Genomic DNA, 25,196 nt, shown 5'->3' with positions numbered 1-25,196 from the left:
CACAATTATTATATTTGCATATACACTTAAAAAGCAATATTTTTTTATCTATTTTTATCTAATTTCAATATGAAAGTGTTTAATCAAATTAGAAGTAATTTTTTCCATACAATGTTCTACATCTTGTTTTTCTAAGTTTTTATCTAAGTTATTGAAAAAAATTCTAAGGGCAAGAGAATGTTTTTCTTTGGTTGTAGGTATTTGATAAACATCAAATAATTCACATTTGATTAAATCAAAAGGGGTAGTTTGTTTAATGGTTTGTTCGATTTGATAAAAGGAATATTTGGTATCTACTAAAAAGGCTAAATCACGAATAACAGTAGGAAATTTAGGAATTGGTTGGAAGGTAAACGTTTTTGTAGTGTTAAGAATTTCATCCATTAAAAAAAGTTCACAAAGAAAACTTTCTTTTAAGTGGTATTTGGTATTAAGTTGGGGATGTGTTTTTCCGATAACTCCTATTATTTGATTGTTAAATAACAAATTGGCTTGCATTCCTGGATGAAAATTACTATGTTGTTGTGTTTTTTGATAAGTAAGGGTAATGCCTAGAAAAGCACTAATTTTTTCAAGGATGCCTTTGGTAACAAAAAAAGAACTTGAAACATCTTGTTTGTGCCACAAGGAATTTAAGAAATGACCACTCAAAGCAAAAGCAAGACTTAATGTTTCTTGGTTGGGAAAATAAGTTTTTCCAATTTCAAAAAAAGCATTATCAAAAGTTTGTCGTTTGTGCTGATAGCTTAAAACTTCTACTAAACTACTTAGCAAACTTTGTCTTAAAATCATTTTGTCTTGTGACAAAGGATTCATTATTTTGATAAAGGGTTTTTGAGGAGTAAAAGCTTCAAACATCTCAGAGCTAATTAAACTGTAAGTAATAGTTTCATAAAATCCTAAATTAACTAAGAGTTTACGCAATTCTCTAATATTTTTTTGTTTTAAGGTTAATTTTCCTTGAGTAGGGATTTGAATTGTTTGGGGAGGTAATTTATGGCAACCATAAAGTCTAGTTAAATCAGAAATGACATCTTCTTTAATTTTGACATCATAACGACGTAAAGGAGCTTGGAGGTTTAATTGTTCGTTTTTGTTCTGTGGTCCTAAATGTTTGGATGTATGTATCTGATAATCTAGGTTTAATAACCAATTTTTGATTTGAGTAGGGCACAAAGAAACGCCAATTTTTCTTGTAACAAAATCAAGATTCAAAGAAATAGTAGGATTGGTACGGTTTTTTTGTTTTGTAATTATAGGTTGGTAAGTAATTTTGGCATCTGCTAAAGTGACTAAAAGTTGGCATGCTTTTTGAAAAGCTAAAGGAATAAGGCTTTGGTCAATGCCTCTTTCAAAACGTAGGGAACTTTCAGTTTTGGTTTTGAGTTTTTGACAAGTTTGGGCAATAGTTTGGGGCGAAAAATAAGCAGCTTCAAGAATAATTTTAGTAGTTGTAGGTTTAATGCTACTTTCTAAAAGTCCTACAATACCAGCTAGAGCAATGGCTTTTTTGCCATCTGTAATAACTAAATCATTTTCATCTAAAACAAAATCATTTTGGTTAAGAGTTGTAATATTTTCTTGTGGTAAGGCTTTTCTAACTTTGATTTGTTTGATGTTTTCAGAATCAAAAGCGTGTAGGGGAATACCGTATTCGATTAAAATTAAATTAGTGATGTCAACAACATTGTTGATTGGGTTTATGCCTGATTGTAAGAGGGTGTTTCGCAACCATAAAGGAGAAGGTTTGATTTTGATGTTTTCCAGGATGCAAGCGTTGTATTCATAACAACTGTCGTTTTCAATTTGGACTTTTAAAGGAGATTGAGGCAAGTTTGCAAAAAAATCGGGGTTTAATTGGGGGAGCGTTTTTCGGGTTGTTTGGTCTTCGTTGTTTTTTGTTTTGTAGTTGGTTGCTTTTGTTTCTTGATTGTTATTGGAACTTTGAGAAGACAAAACTGCTTTGAGATCTTTGGCAAAACCTAGGTGAGATAAAAGGTCGCCACGATTTGGTGTAAGCCCTAATTCTAAGATAAAACAATCAAGTCCTAAAGGAATTAAAGCATTACTTCCCAAAGCAATTTGGTCGTTGGGGTCATCAAAAAGATAAATTCCTTCTTGTTCTTGGGGAGTTAAAAATTTGGTACTAATTCCCAATTCTTCCAAAGCACAAAGCATTCCTTCTGAAAAAACTCCATAAATTTTTTTGTTTTTAAGGGTGGCGTTGATGCCTTCCAAAAAAGAACCTTCTGAAGCTACAATAACTTTTTTGCCATTTTGTAAATTAGAAGCTCCACAAACAATTTTGACTACTTTTGTGCCAGTGTTAACTTCTACTAAATTTAATTTTTGGGAACCTTGCATTTTTTGAAAGTTAAGAATTTGCCCCACCACTAAATTAGTGTTTTTGGATAGGGGGGAAAAATTTTGCACTTCGGTAATATAATTGTTAGTTAAGGCAGAAATATTTTGGGAAAGGGGTTGCGAAAAATGGTTTTTTAAAATATTTTCAATAATTTTCATTGTTGGCAGTGTTCCTTGCAAATTGTTTTAAAAAGCGAATATCATTAGTATAAAAATGTCTAATATTGTCAATTTGATATTTAATCATAGCAATTCTTTCAATGCCTATTCCAAAGGCAAAACCTTGATATTTTTCAGGGTCATAATTAGCGTTTTTAAGAACTTGGGGATGCACTAAACCAGCTCCTAAAATTTCTAAATATTCTTTGGTGCCATCTTTTTTGGTAATTACTAAATCAACTTCAATGCTAGGTTCGGTAAAGGGAAAATAAGACGTTCTTAAATGAATTTCTTGGGAAGTGCCAAATAATTCTTTGGTAATGAGTAAAAGAGTTTCTTTGAGATGGGAAAAATTAATGTTTTTGTCAATGACAAGTCCTTCGAGTTGCATAAATTGATGGCTATGAGTGGCGTCATCATCGTCTTTGCGGTAAACTTTTCCAGGAGAAATAATTTTGAGGGGTCCTACTTGGCGAGCTTTCATTTCTTTGACTTGGACGTTGGAAGTGTGGGTGCGCAAAAGTTTTTGGGGGTCGATATAAAAAGAGTCTTGCATTGCTCTTGCGGGGTGGCCTTTGCCCATGTTGAGCATTTCAAAATTATAAAAATCAGTTTCAATTTCGTTGCCTTCTTTAATTTCATAGCCTAAAGATAAAAATAAATCTTCAATTTGTCCAATGATTTGATTAAGGGGGTGGGTGCTTCCTTGGAAAAATTTCAATCCTGGTAAAGTAGGATCAATTTCTTCTTGGAGCAATTTGGCGTTTAGTTGGTTTCTTTGTAAAATTTCTTTTTCTTTTTGTAAAGTGAAAATAATTTCTTGTTTTAAAACGTTAATTAATTTGCCTGCAACTACTTTTTGGGCATGAGGAAGGCTTTTTAGCTCTTGGGTAAGTTCAAACAAGATGCCCTTTTTGCCTAAAAATTCTTTGTCTAAGGTCATTAATTGGTCTAAATTGTGTTTGTTTTTTTGTAAACTGGTGTGAAATTGTGCGGTTAGATTTTTGATTTTGGTTTGCATAAAAATGATAACACTTTCTTTATTTTGGAAATGAAAAATATTGGGGTTGGGGTTAAAATTAAAAACTACATTTGAATTATCGAAATAATGTTTCCTTTAGTAAGTAACGATAGCCACATTCCTAAGGTAGCTCCTAATAAAACTCCTAAAGAAACGCCAAAAGATCCTTTTTTTAATCCTAAAACAGTACCTCCTAAAAACATTCCTGCTACCATTGCTGTTAAATGTAGTTGGGTGGTTTTTTGATAAATATCTGTTTGAGTAGGGTTACTTAAATAAATTGCTAATACAACAATGACAATAGAGTTAAAAATAATGCAATTGCTTAATAGTTTGCTACTTAAAAAAGGTTTTTTGGGTGTGTTGGTTTGGGGCAAATTGTTTTTTTTAATTAAGACTTTTCTTGGTTTTTGGTTCATATAAATATCCTTTCTGGGATAAAGTTGTAAAAATTTGGAGTTGCAAAATGGGTGTTAGAAATGTTTGCAAAAAATATAATTTGTGATTTGTGATTTTGGATTAGTTTTTTTATTTTATTGTTTGTTTTTATTATTTGGTTCGCGCAAAACAATTAAAAGCAAAAAATAAAGTTAAGTTAAGTTAGGGATTGTTGAATAAAATTTATTTGTCCTTATAAGCTTCATTATGCACTCCTAATGCAGCGCGTCCCGAAGGGTCGTTTATTTGTTTAAAAGCTTTGTCCCATTCGATAGCTTTTGCAGTACAACAAGCAATTGAAGGACCACCAGGAACAAGACTTATTGCACTTGGCAAAGGAAATAAGGTTTCAAAAATTTCGCGATACATGTAGCCTTCTTTGTTTGTAGGAGTATTGTAAGGGAAACGAACATAAGCATTTTTTAATTGTGTATCTGTGATTTTGGTTTGGACAAGTTGTTTTAAAGTATCAATCCAACTGTAGCCTACTCCATCAGAAAATTGTTCTTTTTGGCGCCATACAATCTTTTTGGGTAAATAAGATTCAAATGTTTGTCGTAGAATATGTTTTTCTATTTTGCCATTTGTGCCACACATTTTATCTTTGGGATTAAGTCTCATAGTAACATCTAAAAAGTTTTTGTCTAAGAAAGACACTCGCGCCTCTACTCCCCAAGCACTCATTGCTTTGTTTGCTCGTGCACAATCATATAAATGTAATGAAGCTAATTTACGGACTGTTTCTTTTTGTGGAATTCTTGAGCATTAGGGGTTTTATGAAAATATAGATAACCTCCAAAAATCTCATCAGCGCCTTCACCAGAAAGAACCATTTTGATGCCCATAGCTTTAATTTTGCGAGCCATTAAATAAATAGGAATTGATGCACGAATAGTTGTAATATCATACGTTTCAATGTGATAAATAACATCTTTTAAAGCATCTATGACTTCTTGAATAGTAAAATTAATTTCATGATGGACTGTTCCTAAATGACTGGCTACTTCTTTGGCAGCTTTGAGATCAGGAGCGCCTTTAAGACCTACAGCAAAAGAATGAAGTGAAGGGAACCAAGCCTCTTTTTTACTTGATTCTTCTATGCGGTGTTTGGCAAATTTTTTAGTGATTCCAGAAATAATAGAAGAGTCAAGACCACCAGATAAAAGTACGCCATAAGGAACATCAGACATTAAATGTTTTTTTACTGATGCTTCAAGAAAATTGCGTAATTGGGTTGTGTTGGTTTTGTTGTTGTAAACATTTTGATAATCCATCCAATTTCGTTTATAATATTTCACCATTTTGCCAGATTCACTAGATAAATAATTTCCTGGAGGAAAAATAGAAAGGGTTTGGCAAATGGGAATTAAGGCTTTCATTTCAGAAGCTATATAAAAATTTTGGTTAAGGTCATATCCCATATAAAGTGGAATTATTCCCATATGATCACGTCCTATAAGATAGGTGTTTTTTGTAAGATCATATAAAATAAATGCAAACATTCCTTGTAATTCATCTAAAAAATTAACACCTTTTTCTTGATATAGTGCTAGAATAACTTCACAATCTGATTCTGTTTGAAATTCGTATTTATCTTTGTATTGTTGGCGTAAATCTAGGTGGTTATAAATTTCTCCATTTACTGCAAGTACTAAGGTTTTGGTTTTATTATAAAGTGGTTGAGCTCCAGCATTAACATCTACAATTGATAGTCTTTCGTGTGCTAAAATGGTTTTTTGAGAGGCAAAAATTCCTGACCAATCAGGTCCTCGATGACGCATCAAACTGGAAAGTTTAAGAGCTTGGTCACGCAACATTTGTGGATCGGTTTTAATATTTAGTATTCCAAAAATTGAACACATTTTATTCTCCTTTTAAACGCATTGAAAACACATTTTATTTTTTCTTCGATAAACAACTTCATAACAAATTATAATCTTTAAAAAAATCATATAAAGCGTTTTTTCGATGTGAGGAGCAGTTAAATTGGCAACTTTGTGAAGAGTTTCATAATGAGTATTTGCCATGACGATTCCTATATCTGCAAATTGAAGCATTTCAAAATCGCTGCAACCATCTCCCATGCAAATTAATTGGCAGTCTTTGTTGTCTTTCATAATTGCTTGGATAACATAAGCTTTATTAACTTGTTTGGCACTTAAACTTACAACACCATTTTTCCAATAATAAACGTGGATTTGTTCAAAATCTTTTAAAAAATCAACAACAAGGGAGGTATTGGGATGAAATAAATTAATTTTATAAATAGGTTTTTCTAAATGAAGATTGCTTTTGATGGGATTTTTTTGCAACATTACATTATCAAACAAACTTTTAGAATCAGGATCTGTTGTTTGGGTTATGCCCTTTTCTTCTAAACTGACATTGATAACTATGATTCCTTTTTTTTTGGGCTTGGCAATTTAGTTTAATTACAAGTTCTTTGGGGATGCAAGTTTGTTGGACGATATTTGTGGCTTTCCAAGTAATAGCTCCATTTAGAACAACAAAATACTTAAATAAAGAAGTAAGTTCTTTTAAAACGCTTAAACCTTTGTAGCTTCTTACTGTAGCAATTCCTAAAATATTATTGGGGTTTTGCGCTAGGGTTTGTAAAAGTTTTGTGGTTTGTGAAGGAATTTCTTTGGTTTTGCCGTTGTATAAAGTTTGGTCAATATCAAAAAAGAATAGTTTTTTCATATTTGTTCCTTTATTCCTTGATATATTATAATCAAAAGATAACTAATTAATGCAAAAATGATGAAAAAAATAAATGACATAAAATATTATACAAATCAAATATTTTTATTTTGTCATAAATAAACTTTTAAACTTTGGTATAAATAAAAGCATTTCCAAAAATCACTTTTTTGATAATAAATTTTTTGGGCTGATATGCATTTGTTTTTTGATATTCAAAAGGATTGTCAAAAAAGATTTTAGCTAAACGATGAAAAATAATTTCTGCTCCCTTTTTTGCCAACTTCAGGATGTAAAGGGTTTTTGGAATAATCACAAATTTTTAAATGCAAAAGAAAAATGTTCTAATAAATTACAATACACCAAATTAATGCCTTTTTGGTATTCAAAAGGGTGGTGTTTGACGTATTTGGGATTTGATAATCCTCTTGCTTGATATTCTTTTATGTGGTGTATTTCTAAGCCTTCAGCTGTTTTTTTGATATTTGTGTTAGTTTGAGTAAAACTTGCATCCATAAAATAAGAGCCACTTACTAAACCGTATTTTGTTTTAAAAAAAGTTACTGATTGATCGTATGTTAAAAGCATCATAATTTCAATATCAGTTATTTTTTTTGTCTTGTTGTAATTTATCAAAAATGGTGTGAATGTCTTGTAAATGTTTTAATATATTGTTGCATTTACGATTGGAGTTCCAAAGAAATTTCATCAAAAAGAAATTATTTATTTTTTTAATTCACAATAAATGGCATGATAAAAATAAAATGTTTGCATCCATAAACTGATTTTTTCTGATAAAAAGACAATATTTTTTTTGATGTTGACTTTTTGTTTAAAATGTATTGCGCAAAAAATGATTACTAATATTGTTACAATTAATAATTTATCCATTTTTATCCTCTTTTATTTATTTTTATTGATTGTGTAATTGTTTAAAAAACAGATTTAATCAAATTAAAAACAAAAAAATGAAAAGCAAAGCAAAGCAAAAAAATATGAAAAAGGCAAAAGGAGCAAAATATAGAAATATAATAATTTTAAATAATTTAATAATGTTTTTGTATTTACAATAATTTTGAATAATAAAATAATATTTAAGATTTATTTTTTTGATTAATTAATAAATTATGAAGTCCAAAGCCTAATGTTTTTTTTTGTTTAATGACAAGTTCTTTTAAAGTTAATTCGGGGTGTATTTTAGGTTCGTAATCCGAATATGGATAATATTTAACTTCTTTTAAATCTTTGTTTTGTTCTAAAGTATTGCGGTTTAGCCCCATTTTATCAAGGGTGCCTGCAAAAATTAAATTAGTTAATAAAGGTTCGGTGAGGAAAGGAAACAATTGTTGTTTAAAGGTTTTAAAAGAATAATAAAGGGGCATTTTGGCAGTTTTAGTTAATTTTTGGTGTTCTTTAATTAATTTTTTTTGTTCTTTCATTAATTCTTGGCAAAAAGCAACATTTATTCCTTTAATAATAGTTAGAGGCAAAAATAATTTATTGTCTTTGAAATAATATTTATCTTGGCTACTAAATATATGGGGTGCTTCTATAATGATACCTTTTTGGATAACTTCTTTGAGCAAAATTTCTGTCTGGGTTGCATCTCCAATAGCATCATTTAATAAAGTAATTACAAAAGCAATAAAATGATTAGCTTTCAAATAAGCCATACGATAACTAATTAAAGAATAAGCGACACTGTGACTTTTGTTAAAACCGTAATTGGCAAATTTTAAAATATAATCATAAAGTTTGTTAGCTATTGTAAGGTTGCGTCCTTGTTCTTTGCTTTGGGCAATGAAGTTGTTTTTTTCTTGCAATAATAAATCTTTTTCCTTTTTGCTAATAGCTCTTCTAAAAAGGTCTGCTTGGGCAAGACTGTATTTGGCAAAGACAGCTACAATTTGCATAATTTGTTCTTGATAAAGAATAATGCCATAAGTGGGTTGGAGGATAAAATCAATTAAGGGGCTAAAAAAAGTGGTAGTTTTTTGATGGCGGTTTTTTAAAAACATATTAAAAGAATCGATGGGTCCTGGTCTATTTAAGGCAAGTAAGGCAATTAGGTCTTCGAACTTTTGGGGCATCATTTTTTGTAAAAAGATTTTGGCGTTATAAGATTCTAATTGAAAAATCCCTATTGTTTTTCCTTGTTGCAACAGCTCGAAAGTTTTTGTGTCGTTTAAAGGGATTTTAAAAAGACCAAAATGGGGATTAGTTTTTTGAATGACTAAAACCATTTTATTCATCAAAGTAAGACTTCTTAATCCTAAAAAATCTATTTTGAGAAGTCCGATTGATTCAAGGAAAGAAGCTTCCCATTGGGTTTGTTGTAAGTTATTATGAGTGCCTTTTTGTAAGGGAATAATTTGATCAAGGGGCATTTGGCTTAAAATAATTCCTGCTGGATGGGTTCCTGTAAACCGTGGTATTCCTTCGATATAAGATGCCATTGTAAGTAAGTTTTTCATTTGCAAATCCAAAGTTTCTTTTTGATAAGTGTTTTTTTTATCCAAATATGCCAAAACGCGTTTAGTTTGGAATTCCTTTACTGTGGGCATAAATTTAACTAATTCATTGATAATGGCTTTTTGGCTTACAAATCTACCAAAAGTAATAATACTTGCTACGTGTTTGGTGCCGTACTTTTGACAAACATATTGAATAATTAAATCTCTTGTATTGTCTGGAAAATCAAGGTCAATATCTGGCATAGTTTTTCTTTGAGGATTTAAAAAACGCTCAAAAATAAGGTCATATTTTAAAGGGTCAATCTCTGTAATTTGTAAACAAAAACACACCAAAGAACCCGAAGAAGAGCCTCTACCAGGACCTACTAAAATACCTTGTTTTTTGGCGTATCTTACAACATCACCTACAATTAAAAAATAATTGTCATATTCCATATCAGCTATAATTTGTAATTCTTGATCTAGCCTTTGTTGGTATTTGGTATATTTAGAGTTTTTAAAATCGATGTATTGGCGCAAACCTTCATAAGAAATTTGTTTTAAGTGCTCTTTGGCAGTTATTTTTTGGGGTTGTAAAAAATCAACAAAGGAAGGCAACAACATTTTTTGTGGTAAATAATTTTGATATTTAATAGAAAAGATTAATTTTTTTAAATAAGCAAACATTGCTTTATGTGTTTGGGCGTTGTAGGCGCTATCAAAATTATCTTTGGTTAAAAAAGATAAATCAGTTTGGTCGTCGTTTTTTTTATTTTCCATTTGTGAAAGTATTTGATAGGTTGGTTGGGCTTGGAAAGTATCATAGCAAGTTTTGTTAATTGGTACATAAGGAATTTGGAAGTGGTTTGCAAAATCAATGATATTTTCAGAAAGTAATTCCAAAAAGGAGTTTTGATAAGAAATACCTAATACAAGTTCGTCAAATATTTTTTGTAATTGAGTAGCTATTTGAAAAAATTTATCTTTTTGGTCGCGAAAAAACATATCATCAAAAAAGGGATTTTCTCCAGGAATCAAAGCAAACAAATCTTTACCTAAATGAGCAATTTGATTTAAGGTAATTTGGGGTGTTTCTTCATTTTTAATAATAGTTGAAATTTGAATTAAATTTTTGATTCCTTGGTCGTTTTTGGCATAAATTAAAAGTGTTGCTAGTTGATTGTTGTGCAAAAAATTTATTTTTAGTCCTAAAATAGGTTTGATTTGATAGTTATGGCATAATTTTAAAAAAGTTGGCATGCCATATAAATTATCATCGCTCAAAGCAACAAAATCATAATCATTTTCTTTGGCTTTTTGTACCAAAGTTTCTAAAGAATTAAGACTTTGTAATAAGCTATAAAAACTTTGCAAATAAAAAACGCCTCTCATAATTGCACTTCCTTGCTGGCTGAAAAATAAAAGTATTGTTGTTTTGGATGTTTGTTTGTTTGGATGTTTGTTTGGATTTTCTAATTTTATTTATTTTTTGTGATTTACAAAAACTTTATTCGTCTTCCCAATTTTGGCTTTGCCAATTTTGCAAATTTGGCGAACCATCCCAGTTTTTCTGTCTAGTTCTTGATGACGACGAATTTATTATTGCATCTCTTTGTTTTGGTTCTGCTTGCGAACTATCTTTTAACCAAAAAAAGGTATAAATTTTTAATACCTAATCGAGAATTTTTTAAATCTTCGATGCTATGAGTGTTATTGCCATAGCCGTATTTGGATAAATCAATGTCTTTTTGATAGACATATATTAATTTCTTTGGGGCATTTTTAAGGAAAAAAGGTTTTTTTAAATTTTGCAAAGAACACAAATAATAACAAAAAGAAGGGTAGTTAATGCAAACAGGAAAAGAATCGGGGAATTTTTCTTTGATATAATTTTGGACTTGTTCGGCTGAATCTAGATAAATATCGTGAACTTTGGGTTTTGGGAATGTTGCATTATGATTTGATTTTGGTATTTTGGCAAAAGTAAAGTTAGTTAAAAAATAAACTCCACAAATTAAAATTAAGGAAAAAAATGTAAAAATTGCTCCTAAAATAATTATAATTGTCTTTTGTTTAATTTTTTTGCTCCCTTCGGTTGTTTTTGCAACACAAAATATTTAATTATCATTAACCCATTTTATATAAAATATTTTTTACCCTTTTTTATTTTCGGATTTTTGGGCTTTGGTGATTTGGAGATTTTTTCTTTTGGGAATAATTTATTTTTGGCTTGTTGGTTTTGCTTGCTTTATTTGTTATCGTTATTTGTTAGGACTTTATTTGATGTTTTGTTTTGACTAAATTTATTTTGATTTTTACAATGTGGAAATAAAATAACATCACGAATATTTGCAGTATCGGTTAAAAGCATAACCAAACGATCAAGTCCCATTCCAAGACCACCAGTTGGAGGCATGCCATAATTAAGGGCGTTTAGGAAATCATAGTCCATGTCATTGGCTTCGTCGTTGCCTAATTGTTTTTGTTGTAATTGATTTAAAAAACGTTTTTCTTGTTCGATAGGGTCGTTAAGTTCGCTAAAAGCATTGGCAAATTCCTTACCTAAAATAAAAAGTTCAAAACGGTCAGTAAAGCGAGGATCAGCTTCGTTTTGTTTTGCCAAAGGACTTATTTCCAGTGGATGTCCGTAGACAAAAGTAGGCTGAATGAGAGTGTTTTCTACGTATTTTCCAAAAAAAGCCTCAATGATATGTCCTTGACTAAAATGGTGCATAACTTCAATTTGGTGTTTTTTTGCCAAAGAAAGGCATTGTTCCAAGGTAAAATTATCTGTAAAATCAATTCCTGTTTTTTCCTTGATTGATGTAACCATACTTACTTTTGCAAAATGGGAAAAATCAATTTCTTGGTTTTGGTAAGTAAATTGCAACTTGCCAAAAAATTTTTGGGCCAATTCTTGCAAGCATTGCTTTGTTAAGTCCATAATATCTTGCATATCAGCATAAGCCAAGTAAGCCTCAATAGTGCTAAATTCGGGATTATGTGTGGCATCAATTCCTTCATTTCTGAAAAGACGTCCGATTTCATAGACTTTATTCATTCCACCAACAATTAATTTTTTAAGGGGTAATTCGGTAGCAATTCTCAAGTAAAAATCACAATTAAGAGCGTTGTGATGAGTGATAAAAGGTTTGGCAGAAGCGCCTCCCAAAGTTGGTTGTAAAATAGGAGTTTCTACTTCTAAAAAGCCCTGATTATCAAAAAAATTTCTAATGTATTTCATAATCAAACTGCGAGTTAAAAATACTTGTCTTGTTTTTTCGTTTACGATTAGATCAATATAGCGATTTTTTCTCATCTCTTCGCGGTTTTGCAAGCCATGAAATTTGTCAGGTAAAGGTTTTAGGGCTTTGGTAAGATGAATAAATTCCAAGGCTTTAATGGTTAATTCTTGCGTTTTGGTTTTAAATAAAAAACCTTTGATGCCTATGATATCTCCTAAATCACAATTTTGATAAATCTGAAAAGCATCTTTGCCCACTAAATCCAGTTTTATATATGCTTGCATTCGGAAATTAAAATCTTGTAAATGCAAAAAACCTGCTTTGCCTTGTCCTCTTTTTAAAACGATTCTGCCAGCTACACAAACATTGATTTGTGACTGTTCGAGAGCTAGACTATCTGCTTTTTGGTATTGCAAAAGAATTTGTTCGATGGAATGAGAAGGGACAAATTTTTTTCCAAAAGGATCGATTTTTATTTTTTTTAATTCATTCATTTTTTGATGTCTAATAATTTCTTGTTCGCTTAATTTTGTTGCCATTTATATGCTCCTTGCATCATTTAATTTTTTTAAACATTTAACCTTTATTATACCAAAAAAACTTCGGTTTTGGTGATGTTTTTGGAGGGGTTGGGGATTTTTTTGTGGGGAAATGCAATTTTTTTTTATTTTGTGGTTTGAAAAAGCAAAAAAAGTTAATTAGTTTGGATAAAATAAAAAAAGACACTCATAAAGAATGCCTTTGGGTTGGTAATTGAATTTTACAAAATTAAAATTGCTTTTTGTTTTTGATTGATGAATTAAAATTTGAAATCAAAATAGTTTTAAAAGAGATGATTTGCAAAAAAAGATAATTTTTAAAAGGATGTTTTTAACAAAATAAGTAAATATTAAAAATTATTTATATCGTGGTTTTGGTGGTGTTTTTTTATTAGTTCCAACCAAATAACCGATAAGAAATCAAAGAATACCGCCTAATAAAAAAGTAACTATTAAAGGCAATACAATGCTTTTGCTATTCATTCCGCAACTATATACCCATTTTTAAAAAAGGACAATAAAGAAAACTGCTAAAGCTACTAAAAATACAATTAATCCTGTCATCATTCCTGATGAAGCATCAAACATTCCTTCGTTATACATTTTAAACCTCCATTTGTTTTTTTTAAGATAAAATATTTTACTAAAAAAACAACAGCAAAAAGTGCTTTTTGTGAAAAAATTGATTTTTTTTGAACTTTTTTTATGCAAAAATGGAACAAAATGAATAAATTTAAATAGTTATATGATAAATTTGTAAAGTGATATATAAGTTTATTAAGATTATGAAAATATTTATAATGAGATTCCAAATTTAGTTTATGTTATTCCTTAATTTGGATATTTTGTCAAAATGTGTTAAAATAGGATTAGTGCAAATTGTTGTAAATCGCATTTTAATTATTTTGCCATAAGTCACAAAGCAATCAAGTCCTTAATTTTCCTTGTGTTTTTGCTTTATGTTTCTTTTGTTTCTTTTGACCTTGGCATGTCGTAAAACTGTTTTATTTGTAAAAGTTTTAGTATAGTAAGTTTTATTATAGTAAAAAAAACAAAGGAAAAGAACAAAATATGAAAAACATGAAAACTAAAAAAAATAAAAATAATAATAACAGCATAATGGAGCACATCCAAAATAATTACAAACAAAACATAATCAAAATATCAATATAGAAGATATTAAAGATGAAAATATTACCTTTATTAAAATAGATAAAATCTTAAAAGATGGTTTTTTTTGATATTAAATATGAAATGGAATTTGCTAAAAGTGATTATGAAAAAATTACAATTGCAGATGAAATGAAAATAGAAACTACATCATCTTAAAATATTAAGTTGTCTAAATAAATGAAACAGTTTAAAAAATTATGTTATAATTTACTATATAATAAATTTTTATTATATGTTTCGATTACTAAATAAAATTTTATATAAAATCAAAAAGAGGTAGCGGTGTAAAAGAGTATTATGTGAAGAAGGCATTCTGTGAAGCATAAGAAAGGTAACCATCGCCGAATAATAATTATGGCAATAATTTATTATGAGATTATAGAAAATATCTATAATATTCTTGCTGTTTTAACAGTAAAGGCGCTTTAATCAAGTCTCTCTCAAACCTTCTTTTAAGAAGGTTTTTTGTTTTATAGGAAGGAAAATCATTTGCTAACGTTATCTTTTTCAAGAATTAAGAATTATTTTAAAGCTAAATATCTTTTTTTAACAATTTTAACTATTATTTTATCTTTTTTATTATATGATGATTTTTATCCTCAAAATACTAAAAACAAAGATGAAAATACTTTAGTTGTAGGAATGGAATGCAATTATAAACCTTATAATTATCTTTCTAATAATAAAGATAAAAAAGACTTGCATCCTTTAACAATAAATGGTAAAGAAAGTGATATTTTAGTTGCTGGATATGATGTTTTAGTAGCTAAAGAATTAATTGATTATTTAAATGCAAAGTATGATAAAAAAATTAAATTAGTAATTAAAAAAATAGATTTTGATAGTTTAATTCCTGCTTGTCAAAATGGAGATATTGATTTAATTATTGCAGGGATGAGTAAAACAAAAGAAAGACAAGACCAAATTGATTTTACTGATAATTCTTATTATGATGAAGATCAATTTTATGTTATTGTTATAAATAAAAATAATCCTAATAAGGGTGAATTTATAGTTAATGACAAAATTCAATTACCTGGAAAAATGTTATATCAACGAGGAACTTTTTACGAACAAATAGCAAAAACATTAAAAGGAAATGAAGTAGAAGGAATTGACAATTTTGATGTTCAAGCTCAAAAAGTTCAAACAGATTCCAAATATTTTTATTTAGCTGATGCAACTGTTGCCCAAAAACATTTACAAACTCATAATAATTTAGATAAAATAGAAATGAAAAAAGAAATAATTTTAGATAATAAAATAAAACAAGCTCAAATCATCGAAAAAGATAAAGAAACAGCTTTATATAAAGAAATAAAACAAGCCGCTGGAATACTTGCTATTGGATTTCAAAAACAAAAAGACATTAACAAAGAATTTATTAACAACAAACAAATTACCAAAGAAGACATTGAAGATTTTTTAACAAAAGAACTTACCTCAGATAAAAGAAAAGAATTCATGTATAAACAAACCTCAGAAAAAGATACATTAAATATATGGTCTATTTTTAAAAATAACTTTTCTCTTTATAAAAGAGGGATTTTAACAACTCTTAAATTTGGGATTTATGGCACTTTTGGAGGATTTGTCTTATCTTTATTGTTAGTTCTTTTCCAAGTGTTAAATATTACCAAAAAGAAAAGTCATTTTTTAATTTATTATTTGCATCAAATAGGATGTAGAATTATTAATTTTTATATATGGATTATTAAAAGCACTCCTATGTTAGTGCAAGCTTTTGTGAGTTATTTTTTCTTAAAAGAGTTTGCTTTTTTCCAAAATGCTACTTGGTATACTCCAATGTTTGCTGCTTATATGGTAATTATTTTAAATACTATGGGCTATATTTCAGAAATTATTACTAAAAATATTTCCTTTTTGGATAAAGGACAAATTGAGGCTTCCTTGTCTTTGGGAATGACACATACTCAAACAATGCGCTATATTGTTTTGCCCCAAGCTATTAAAAGATCACAAACTCCTATTTTAAATGAGTTTATTATTAATTTAAAAGATTGTGTTGTTTTTAGTATGTTAGGTGGAATTATTGATATTGCTTGTGCTTCTAATGCTTTGTATAGTAGTGTTGCAAGTCCTAAACCTTATTATATTTCTTCTATTATTTATTTGATTATTGTAGGAACTGTTATTTTCTTTTTGAAAAAAATGGAAAAAGTAAGACAAGTTTAAACTATATAATATAAGATATTTAGTTATAATTTATTTGTTATTATTAAAAGGCTAACTTTCAAAAAGTTAGCCTTCATTATTGATTGAAATTTAAGATATGATAAATGATTATTTAAATAATTGTTTTTGATATAATTTCATAAATTTATTAATAATTGTTTTGTTTAATAAATATCTAATGATAACAGCCCAAACAACAGATATTATTATTAAAGATAAATAATAAAAAAATCAGATATATTTGTAAACCATTTTATATTTTTAGGTATAAATACAAAAAGCCAAAGTAAAATGATATAAAATATAGAATTATAGCTTCTCCAATTATTTCCAATTTATCAAAATTGAATAATAAAGTCTTTTTTTAAAATTTGATTAATATCTTTTGGCAAAACACCTATTATTTGTATTTTTTTTATTTCTTCTTTTTTTAAAGGATAATAGCGTTTATGTTCAAACATTTCTACAACTACATATATCCTAAAAGACAATAAACCTATAACAAAATAGCAAGCCACAAACAAACATTTAAAAAGTAATTCTTGCCTTAACATAAGTAATCCAAATAAAAACAATGTAATAAATAGAAAAAAATACAGAAATAAAATGTGTTCCATATCCTCTTATATAATTATATATTGTGCCTTCTAATAAAGGTTCATCATAAACATTAAATATTTCCCAAGATAAGTTATTTATTGATGTATTATGATTTTATTCTTTTTGTATTGATAGTTAGTTGCTATTTGCTATTTGTTTATTTACCTAATAATAAATTGTTAAAAGAAAAAATATTATTAGAAGAACAATTAGAATCAAAACAAAATATAAAAAATGATTCATTAAATGCAAAATAATAAAACATCTTTTATAATTACAACCTCAAACTATTTACTTAGTTTGGGGTTTTTATATCCAAATAACTAACTATAAATAAAAAAACATCTTCCAAATTAACTAAAATTAAAAGAAAATCACTAAAATACTTGACTATTTCATCTTTTTTTTATAAAATATTAGTGATGGTAAAACAGATGTAGCTAAAATAATTAAACTAATCCCTTGCCTTTTAGAGGCTTTTCTAAGTAATTCTTTGCTGTTTAAGAAAGAAAAGAAAGCAGGCGATTATTAATTATTTGGTTACACAAACTTACCTTAAAAAAGGAGAGTTTACAAATGTCACGTTATACAGGTTCACTTTGGAAAGTTTCAAGACGCCTTAATTATTCGGTTTCAGAAACTGGAAAAGAATTACGCAAAAGAGCTTATGGTCCAGGACAACACGGTCAAAAAAAAGTTAAATTAAGTGATTATGGGCTTCAATTGCAAGAAAAACAAAAATTACGTTTTACTTACGGCGTATCAGAAAAGCAATTTCGCAAAACTTTTGATAATGCAAGCAAAATAAAAGGGATTCATGGTGAAATGTTTTTAGTACTATTAGAATCTCGTCTTGATAATGTAGTTTATCGTTTAGGATTTGCCAAAACAAGAGCTCAAGCAAGACAATTAGCTAATCACGGTCATATTTTAGTAGATGGAAAAAAAGTAGATATTGCTTCTTATCGTTTAAAACCAGGGCAAACAGTTACTTTAAGAGAAAAATCTAAAAATCTAAATATTGTCCAAGAAGCTGTAAATAGTAAGTTTGTTCGCGCAGATTATGTTTCTTTAGATAAAGAATTAGTGGGTAAATATGTAAGATACCCTCAAAGAAACGAATTTTTACCAGATATTAACGAACAATTAATAGTTGAATATTATAATAGATAACTTAAACGCCCTTTAATAGGGTGTTTTTTTGTGTATTTGGAATATATAAAATAGTAGTTAATTAGTTGTCATTGTATAATAAAAAACAACCAAAAATAATTTATTTATTAATAATCCATAATTAAGATAACTAATTATATAAAATAATAATTATAAAACAAATATAATAGTATATATAAACTAACACCCCCCAAAAAAACTACCAAAAAAACTTATTGTCTATAATAAACATAGCTTTTTATATTATAATATTTTTGTAAACTAATATCATTTATTTAACATTTTACCCTAATTATCAATTATTAAAGTTTCAGTTTTTAATTGTTTTTGATTAACTTTTAACTTTTAAAAATCTCAAAAAAGGAATTGATTAATATGAAAAAAGTAAATTTAAAACGCCAAGAAACAATTGATTTTTTAAAAACTATGAGTCAAAAATCCCAAGAACAAACTCTACAAACCCTTAATTCTTCTTTGCAAGGATTAGATCAAAATCAAGTAATGTTGCATCAAAGTTTGTATGGTAAAAATATTTTATCCCAAGAAATCAAAACCATTTTTACTAAACAATTACTCCAAATTGCAATTACTCCTTTTAATATTGTTTTATTAATTTTAACTCTTATTTCTTTGGTTAATGATGTTCTTACTCCCAGTCCAGAAAATAGAAGTTATGCTACTATTATAACTACTATTTTAATGTTTTTGGGTTCTGTCATTGTCCAATTTAGTCAAGAAAGTAAACATTTAAAAATTACTTCTCAATTAAAAACTTTGGTACAAAATACAACTGCAGTTAAACGAAATAATTCTAAATTGGAAATCGCTTTAGAAGAAGTAGTAAGAGGAGATATTGTTATTCTTTCGGCAGGAGATATTATTCCAGCTGATATTAAATTATTAGAAACTAAAGATTTTTTTGTAAAAACTACTACTTTTACTGGTGAATCAGAACCAGTAGAAAAAATGGCGTGTGCTTTTTTACAAAGTGAAACTATTTTAGACGATCCTAAATTAGTTTTAGCAGGTTCAACTGTTATTTCTGGTTATGCTACAGGTATTGTTTTAGTCACAGGAAAAGATACTTATTTAGGTAATATCAGCCAGGAAATTACTAAAAAAAAATCCCTTTCACACTTAGATCAAAGCATTAATACCATTGCTAAATTACTTATGATATGTATTTGTTTAATGGCGCCTTTAGTATTTTTATTCAACTTTAAAAAACCTCAAAATACTTTATTACAATCATTTCTTTTTGCTCTTACTATTGCCTTTGGACTTACTCCTAAAATGCTTCCCTTAATTGTTGCTACTTCTTTTTCTAAAGGAATTGTTGCTTTATCCAAGCGCAAAGTAATTGTTAAAAACCTAAATGCTATTTCTAGTTTTGGAGCAATGAATATTTTATTTACTGACAAAACAGGAACCCTTACCGAAGACCAAATCTTTTTGGAAAATTTCTTAGACCTTAATGGCAACGAAGATGTCCGTGTTTTGCGTCATGCCTATCTGAATAGTTTTTTTCAAACAGGGCTTAAAAGTTTAATTGATAAAGCCATTATTACCAAAACAAATAATGCCCAAACTCTACATCCTTCTTTACAAGGAATCACCGAGCAATTTACCAAAATTGATGAAATTCCTTTTGATTTTAAAAGAAGAAAAATGAGTGTAGTAATACAAGATGTTTCTCAAAAACAACAAATGATTACTAAAGGAGCAATTGAAGAAATACTTGCTATTTGTGATCATGTAGAACTTGAAGGCAAAGTTGTTCCTTTAAGTGAACAAAGCAAACAAATAGTCCTGCAACAAACCATAACTTATAATCAAAAAGGTTATCGCGTAGTTGGAGTAGCCCAAAAACTTATCTCAAATCCCAAACAACAACCCTGTTTTACTCCTGGACAAATTGAAGAAAAATCAATGGTTCTAATCGGATTTCTTACTTTTTTAGACCCTATTAAAGAAAGTTCAACCCAAACTATTGCCTCTTTGCAACAAAAAGGTATTGTTGTTAAAATCCTTACAGGAGACAACGATATTCTTACCAAAGCTATTGCCCAAAAATTAAATATTCAAACAACTTATTGTCTTCAAGGAAGTATCATCGATAATTTAAGTGATGATGCTCTTTACGAAGCTTCTCAAAAAACTAATCTTTTTACTAAATTATCCCCCGAACAAAAAGCCAGAATTGTATCTGTTTTTAAACAAAAAGGCAATATCGTTGCTTTTATGGGTGACGGAATTAACGATGCTTCTTCTATGAAACAAGCTAATTTAGGTATTTGTGTTGATAGTGGTGCTGAAATTACTAAAGAAATTGCAGATATTATTTTGTTAGAAAAACAACTTATCGTTTTAGAACAAGGAGTTGTAGAAGGAAGAAAAACCTATACTAACGCCCTTAAATACATTAAATTTACTCTATCTTCTAATTTTGCCAATTCCCTCAGTATTTTGCTTGCTAGTTTATGTCTTAATTTTCAACCTATGATAGTTTTACAAGTTTTATTTTTAGACCTTATCTATGATTTGATTTGTTTTTCTATTCCTTTTGATAATGTTGATGATATTTATTTACAAAAACCACGCAAATGGGATTTTGCAAGTATTAAAAGTTTTATGTTATGGTTTGGTTTTTTTTCTTTCTTATTGGATGTGGCTTTTTTAATTGGAATGAAATTTATTTTAAAAAACTTATCCCAAAGTCCACAATTATTTCAAACTAGTTGGTTTATTTTTTCAATGTGGTCACAAACATTAACCCTTTTCTTACTGCGAACTGACAAAATTATTGCTAAAAACAATCAAAAAAACCTTCCTTCTTTTCTTATTATGGCATGTTGTTGTTTAGGTTTGGTAATTACTACTTTCCTTCCTTTAATGCCTATTGTAAGTCAAGCCCTTAATTTAGATAAATCAATTTTTGAAAAACCTACAATTTTTTCCTTTTTGTTATTTTTAGTAGTTATTTATTCATTAGTTATGATATGGGCTAAAAAAATCTTTATTCAAAAACACAAACAATTATTATAAATTGTATTAACTAATTTCGTTATTTTATCCTTTTATTATTTTATTATTTCAAAATTTATTATTTCAAAATTTATTATTTCAAAATAAAATGGTTTGCTTTGGTTTTTGCTTGCTAAAAATTAATTATAAATTGATTGTTTTGCTTTCTAATATCGCCCTTTTTTTCGCCTCCCAAATTTTTCAATTTATCAATCATAATCATTTTTGAAAGGAATTTATATGTTTGGCACTTCTCCTTTATGGACAGTTTTTTTGTTTTTGTGTATCTTTATTGTTTTTCATTTTTTCTTACGCAAATATCAAGTTTTAAATATGGTATTTTTATTTTTGCTGTTATTTTCCCTTGTTTATTGTTTGAAAAGCTACCATGATACTTTTGTTGAACCTTTTTTTAAAAGATATCTTAGTTTAGATATTTCTAAAAACATTTATGATTGTTTATTAAATTTTATTCTAACTAGTATCATCATCATCAAAGTTCCTTATTTAAGAGTTACTTTTAATAATTGGTCTAAGCATTGGAACATCAAACGACAAAACTTTTTTATGGGTGGAGATAATACCCAAAAAGAAATTATTAAAGCTACTTTAGAACTTGCTTCTCGTAAAATAGGAGCCTTAATTACGATTGAAAAAAATAATACTTTGGAACAATACGCCCAAAAAGCTATCTTAATTGATGGTAATGTTTCTAAAGAATTGTTATTAAACATCTTTGCTCTCAACACGCCTTTACACGATGGAGCAGTTATTATTAGAGGAGATAAAATTTTGTGCGCTAGTGCCTATTTTACCTTGTCTTCATCAGCTGATTCCTTAGACAAAAAAACTGGTTCGCGTCACCGTGCAGCTTTAGGAATTAGCGAAACTACAGATAGTATGACAATTGTGGTCTCTGAGGAAACAGGAAATATTTCTATTGCTTTAGAAGGGATGATGTTTCAAACTAACGAACAAGAAAAACTTAAAGAATATTTAGCTATTTTTATGAATTAATTAAAATAAAAATTCTTCAAAATACAAAATAAATAAAATACAACCCCATTTTATAAAATAAAAAAATCCCAACTAACCTCAACCCCCAAACCAAATATACCAATCAAAGACGAAAAGGAAACAAATAAATGAATAAACGAAAATTAGGCATTGTAGTTGATTCTACTTGCGGAAATACTTATGGCAAAAACTTTTTTGAAGATATTTCAGTAGTGCCTTTAACATTAATTGTTGGAGAAACTAGCTATATGGATGGTGCCATTGACAATACCACTTTACTAAATTTTATTGAAAACAAACAAAAAGTAACTACCAGCCAACCCAATCCAGAGCTTTTTATTAAAGCTTTCAAGGAACAATTTGACTTAGGATATAAACACGTTATTTGTTTAACTTTATCCAGTAAACTAAGTGGTACTCATAATAGTGCTCTTTTAGCTAAAAAAATGCTTAACAATCCTAATATTACTGTTATTGATACTCAAAATATTGGTCCTGGAGTTTATTTTTTCTTACAAAGAATCAATGATTGGCTTACTCAAAACCCTGATGTTTGCCCTCAAACAATCACTGATAAAATCAATGAAGAAAAACTAAAAGGCTTTTTGTTATGCACTGTTAATAATTTAAAAATATTAGCTTATAATGGACGTATCTCCAAATTTAGATTTTTAATTGGCAATCTTTTGAAAATACATCCTATTTTAAAATTTCAAAAAGGAGTGTTATCAATTGAAAAAAAAGTAAGAAACTTAAAAAACTGTTTTAATTATTGTCTTAAAAAAATATTAGAACACAAAACTGCAAATAATAAACTTGATATTCAAGTTATTTATGTAGATGATGACAAAGATGCCAAAGAACTTTTAGCACAAATCACAAAATTAGCTAACCCCCAAATTAAAGCTACTCTTTATGGTGCTATTTCTCCTGTAGTAGCAGCTCATATTGGCTATAAAGGATTTGGATTTTATCTTAACGAAATTACAGATTAACTTATAATGGGATGCATTATTTTTTTAATCCCTGATTTTGTTTAAAGTTTTAGAACAGTCAAAACTTTTTATCCCAAAAACTTTTAAAACCCACCTTTAAAAAACACTTAAACAATCTTTTTGATTATCTTTTTGGCTATTTTAAGATAGAATAAAATTGTAGCTATATTTTAGTTACATTATATTTTTATATCCTTGATTTTAGAAAGAACCAAATAAGTGTCTATATTTTACCAAAGAAAAAAACTTTTTTTTAAAATACTTTTGGTTTTAGTATTAATTTTTTTTATTACAACCATCGCTTATGCTATAGAAGATTGGCATAAATTAAAAAAGGATAGTAATTTTGGATTAAAAATTGCTGCTCCTGCAGAATTGTCAGTTTCCAAACCCGCAGATCTTCACGACACCAATAAAAAATTTTTAGTTCCTACAGAACATAGTTTTTTAATGACAACAGAACAAACAGATAGAGTTATTTTTGAACAAGAAGCTACTCTAAAAACTCAAAATGACAAATTAACTTTTATAAACGGCAAAAATACCAAACTAGATATTAATTATTTTTTTGAAAACCTTGATTTAAACGAACAATTAAAAGATTTTTTTAATGTTCAGATTTTATGGAAATACAAAGAACAACCTCAACAAAGTTTTGTTTCTTATGACAATAAAAATAAACCAGTTATTATTGATCAAAACGGTAATTTAAAAAAAATTATTGTTCAATTTACCATTTATGCTTCTAAAGTTTTTCCTTCTGAATTCCAAACTAAAGAAAAAAAATTACAGATAAAATATAACATACAAAAACCATAATATTGTTTTGCTATTTTTATTATTTGTGATTTGCAAGTAACAACTATTTTTAATTTTAAGCTCCTTTAAAATTTTAAATTATATAAATTGCTTATTTATTTCAATACTTAATTTTCAAATAAGCGAAGACCGTATCAGCACGGTCTTTTCTTTTTTTCTTTGACATTTATTTTAGAAAAAGATTAATTTGTTATAAAAATATCTATTTTAATAACCCCCCTAGCCTTATTATTTTTTTCTAAAATCAATTGATGAAAAAACATTTTTTGTGTCTTTTGGCAACCCTCTTTAATAATAAACATCTTTGGGCAAAATAACTTTATTCCAATTCTTAAAATTATAAAACATAGATATAAAGGTAACCAATTTTATGATGGGACTTAACAATCAAACAATTAATTTCTATTCCAAACACCCTAAAATATGGAAACTGGCTCACAACCGCCAAATTGAAATTTCTCATAAAGCCTTAATTATGGCAATTATTAATGTTACTCCTGATTCTTTTTCAGATGGGACCCAACATTTTACTACTCAAAAAGCAGTTAATCATGCTCTTCTTTGTCTCAAAGAAGGTACTGATATCATTGATATTGGAGGCGAATCCACTCGTCCAGGAGCAATCCCAATTACTCCTTTAGAAGAACAAAAACGCATTTTGCCTGTTATTAAAGAATTATCGCGTCATCCTAAAGCCATTATTTCTGTTGATACTTATCATTTTCAAACCGCTAAATTAGCCATTAAAGCAGGAGCTCATATTATCAATGATGTTTGTGGTTTGCAACAAAATCCTCAAATGGCACAAACAATTGCCTCATTAAATGCAGGTGTTTGTATTATGCATACAGGCAGAAATCGCAAAAAACTTTCTAATGCCTTGCAAGACCAATTTTATTTTTTAAATCATTCCTTAGAAATTGCCAAACAAGCCCAAATTGCAACAGAGGCAATAGTAATTGACCCTGGGTTTGGTTTTGAAAAAAACATTGATGAAAACTTTGATATTATAAAAGAATTTGAGCAATTAACTAAAATGGAACTACCCATATTGGTAGGTCTTTCGCGTAAAAGATTTCTTAAAGCAATAATTCCAACTGAAAGCCTTTTGCAAGTAGAATCATTAGATGCCATTACTGCTAATGCTAATTTTTTGTTAAGAACTAAAGGAGCTTCGATTTTTCGAGTGCATAATGTCAAAATGAATAAAAATAGTTTGCTTTTAGCAGATACTTTAATGAAAAAAATATAAATATTGTTATCCTAAATATATTTTAAAA

17 protein-coding genes, 1 pseudogene and 1 riboswitch are annotated in these 25,196 nt (G+C 28.2%); of the genes and pseudogenes, 7 read left to right on the top strand and 11 right to left on the bottom strand.

All coding sequences use genetic code 11. The features are described from left to right. Positions 1 to 54: 54 nt before the first annotated feature. The 10 genes and pseudogenes from pheT to lysS form a co-directional block, all read right to left on the bottom strand. Positions 55 to 2,523, bottom strand: a complete 2,469-nt coding sequence (pheT, locus tag HGD80_RS01670; RefSeq protein ID WP_219475351.1) for a phenylalanine--tRNA ligase subunit beta — start codon at positions 2,521 to 2,523, stop codon at positions 55 to 57. Next, entirely contained in the window at positions 2,510 to 3,544 is a 1,035-nt protein-coding gene (gene pheS, locus HGD80_RS01665) for a phenylalanine--tRNA ligase subunit alpha (protein WP_219475348.1), read from the bottom strand. Before pheS ends, pheT begins: the two co-directional genes overlap by 14 nt. Positions 3,545 to 3,609: 65 nt before the next feature. After that, the gene (locus HGD80_RS01660) at positions 3,610 to 3,963 is read right to left on the bottom strand and encodes a hypothetical protein (RefSeq protein WP_219475345.1); all 354 of its coding nucleotides are present in this window, start codon (positions 3,961 to 3,963) and stop codon (positions 3,610 to 3,612) included. A gap of 202 nt (positions 3,964 to 4,165) precedes the next feature. Beyond that, positions 4,166 to 5,844, bottom strand: a pseudogene (gene asnB / locus HGD80_RS01655) (asparagine synthase B). 12 nt (positions 5,845 to 5,856) lie between these two features. Then, a complete protein-coding gene (locus tag HGD80_RS05380; RefSeq protein WP_219475343.1) occupies positions 5,857 to 6,312 on the bottom strand; it encodes an HAD family hydrolase in 456 nt (151 codons plus the stop codon). A 10-nt stretch (positions 6,313 to 6,322) separates the two neighbouring features. Continuing rightward, positions 6,323 to 6,682: an HAD family hydrolase gene (locus HGD80_RS05375; protein ID WP_219475340.1), complete on the bottom strand. Its 360-nt coding sequence runs from the start codon at positions 6,680 to 6,682 to the stop codon at positions 6,323 to 6,325. A 127-nt stretch (positions 6,683 to 6,809) separates the two neighbouring features. Next, positions 6,810 to 6,965, bottom strand: coding sequence for a hypothetical protein (locus tag HGD80_RS01640; protein ID WP_219475337.1), 156 nt, complete (start codon positions 6,963 to 6,965; stop codon positions 6,810 to 6,812). A gap of 29 nt (positions 6,966 to 6,994) precedes the next feature. Beyond that, entirely contained in the window at positions 6,995 to 7,273 is a 279-nt protein-coding gene (locus tag HGD80_RS01635) for a hypothetical protein (RefSeq protein WP_219475335.1), read from the bottom strand. Positions 7,274 to 7,776: 503 nt separating this feature from the next. Beyond that, on the bottom strand, positions 7,777 to 10,527 hold the full coding sequence (gene dnaE, locus HGD80_RS01630; protein ID WP_219475333.1) for a DNA polymerase III subunit alpha: 2,751 nt from the start codon (positions 10,525 to 10,527) through the stop codon (positions 7,777 to 7,779). Positions 10,528 to 11,383: 856 nt separating this feature from the next. Next, the gene (lysS, locus tag HGD80_RS01625) at positions 11,384 to 12,919 is read right to left on the bottom strand and encodes a lysine--tRNA ligase (RefSeq protein ID WP_219475330.1); all 1,536 of its coding nucleotides are present in this window, start codon (positions 12,917 to 12,919) and stop codon (positions 11,384 to 11,386) included. Positions 12,920 to 14,355: 1,436 nt separating this feature from the next. Next, a riboswitch (Lysine riboswitch) is annotated at positions 14,356 to 14,526 on the top strand. Between the two features lie 55 nt (positions 14,527 to 14,581). Here lysS and HGD80_RS01620 point away from each other — a divergent pair. Then, on the top strand, positions 14,582 to 16,288 hold the full coding sequence (locus HGD80_RS01620; RefSeq protein WP_225904413.1) for an ABC transporter permease subunit: 1,707 nt from the start codon (positions 14,582 to 14,584) through the stop codon (positions 16,286 to 16,288). Between the two features lie 338 nt (positions 16,289 to 16,626). Here HGD80_RS01620 and HGD80_RS01615 read toward each other — a convergent pair whose 3' ends face one another. Further along, positions 16,627 to 16,842, bottom strand: a complete 216-nt coding sequence (locus HGD80_RS01615) for a hypothetical protein (protein ID WP_219475325.1) — start codon at positions 16,840 to 16,842, stop codon at positions 16,627 to 16,629. Between the two features lie 622 nt (positions 16,843 to 17,464). Here HGD80_RS01615 and rpsD point away from each other — a divergent pair. The 6 genes from rpsD (at position 17,465) to folP (ending at position 25,168) form a co-directional block, all read left to right on the top strand. Beyond that, on the top strand, positions 17,465 to 18,061 hold the full coding sequence (rpsD, locus tag HGD80_RS01610) for a 30S ribosomal protein S4 (protein ID WP_219475323.1): 597 nt from the start codon (positions 17,465 to 17,467) through the stop codon (positions 18,059 to 18,061). A gap of 375 nt (positions 18,062 to 18,436) precedes the next feature. Continuing rightward, on the top strand, positions 18,437 to 21,106 hold the full coding sequence (gene mgtA / locus HGD80_RS01605) for a magnesium-translocating P-type ATPase (protein WP_225904412.1): 2,670 nt from the start codon (positions 18,437 to 18,439) through the stop codon (positions 21,104 to 21,106). A 204-nt stretch (positions 21,107 to 21,310) separates the two neighbouring features. Beyond that, positions 21,311 to 22,102, top strand: coding sequence for a diadenylate cyclase (locus tag HGD80_RS01600; RefSeq protein ID WP_219475319.1), 792 nt, complete (start codon positions 21,311 to 21,313; stop codon positions 22,100 to 22,102). A 128-nt stretch (positions 22,103 to 22,230) separates the two neighbouring features. Then, positions 22,231 to 23,097: a DegV family protein gene (locus HGD80_RS01595; RefSeq protein WP_219475318.1), complete on the top strand. Its 867-nt coding sequence runs from the start codon at positions 22,231 to 22,233 to the stop codon at positions 23,095 to 23,097. Positions 23,098 to 23,316: 219 nt separating this feature from the next. Further along, positions 23,317 to 23,916: a hypothetical protein gene (locus tag HGD80_RS01590; protein ID WP_219475316.1), complete on the top strand. Its 600-nt coding sequence runs from the start codon at positions 23,317 to 23,319 to the stop codon at positions 23,914 to 23,916. A gap of 370 nt (positions 23,917 to 24,286) precedes the next feature. Then, positions 24,287 to 25,168, top strand: coding sequence for a dihydropteroate synthase (gene folP, locus HGD80_RS01585; protein ID WP_219475314.1), 882 nt, complete (start codon positions 24,287 to 24,289; stop codon positions 25,166 to 25,168). The last annotated feature ends 28 nt before the right edge of the window (positions 25,169 to 25,196 follow it).

This window comes from Paulownia witches'-broom phytoplasma (genome assembly GCF_019396865.1).
In the GTDB taxonomy this organism is placed as follows: domain Bacteria; phylum Bacillota_I; class Bacilli_A; order Acholeplasmatales; family Acholeplasmataceae; genus Phytoplasma; species Phytoplasma asteris.
The sequence above is the reverse complement of the archived record's forward strand: the minus strand, read 5'-3'. Positions and strand labels throughout refer to the sequence as shown.

Bases quoted from the DNA above. Each gene is read 5' to 3' on its own strand.
- folP (WP_219475314.1), top strand. From the start codon at position 24,287: ATGATGGGACTTAACAATCAAACAATTAATTTCTATTCCAAACACCCT.
- pheS (WP_219475348.1), bottom strand. From the start codon at position 3,544: ATGCAAACCAAAATCAAAAATCTAACCGCACAATTTCACACCAGTTTA.
- HGD80_RS01660 (WP_219475345.1), bottom strand. From the start codon at position 3,963: ATGAACCAAAAACCAAGAAAAGTCTTAATTAAAAAAAACAATTTGCCC.
- rpsD (WP_219475323.1), top strand. From the start codon at position 17,465: ATGTCACGTTATACAGGTTCACTTTGGAAAGTTTCAAGACGCCTTAAT.
- lysS (WP_219475330.1), bottom strand. From the start codon at position 12,919: ATGGCAACAAAATTAAGCGAACAAGAAATTATTAGACATCAAAAAATG.
- HGD80_RS05375 (WP_219475340.1), bottom strand. From the start codon at position 6,682: ATGAAAAAACTATTCTTTTTTGATATTGACCAAACTTTATACAACGGC.
- dnaE (WP_219475333.1), bottom strand. From the start codon at position 10,527: ATGAGAGGCGTTTTTTATTTGCAAAGTTTTTATAGCTTATTACAAAGT.
- HGD80_RS01595 (WP_219475318.1), top strand. From the start codon at position 22,231: ATGAATAAACGAAAATTAGGCATTGTAGTTGATTCTACTTGCGGAAAT.
- HGD80_RS01635 (WP_219475335.1), bottom strand. From the start codon at position 7,273: ATGATGCTTTTAACATACGATCAATCAGTAACTTTTTTTAAAACAAAA.
- pheT (WP_219475351.1), bottom strand. From the start codon at position 2,523: ATGAAAATTATTGAAAATATTTTAAAAAACCATTTTTCGCAACCCCTT.
- mgtA (WP_225904412.1), top strand. From the start codon at position 18,437: ATGAAAAAAGTAAATTTAAAACGCCAAGAAACAATTGATTTTTTAAAA.
- HGD80_RS01615 (WP_219475325.1), bottom strand. From the start codon at position 16,842: ATGTTAAGGCAAGAATTACTTTTTAAATGTTTGTTTGTGGCTTGCTAT.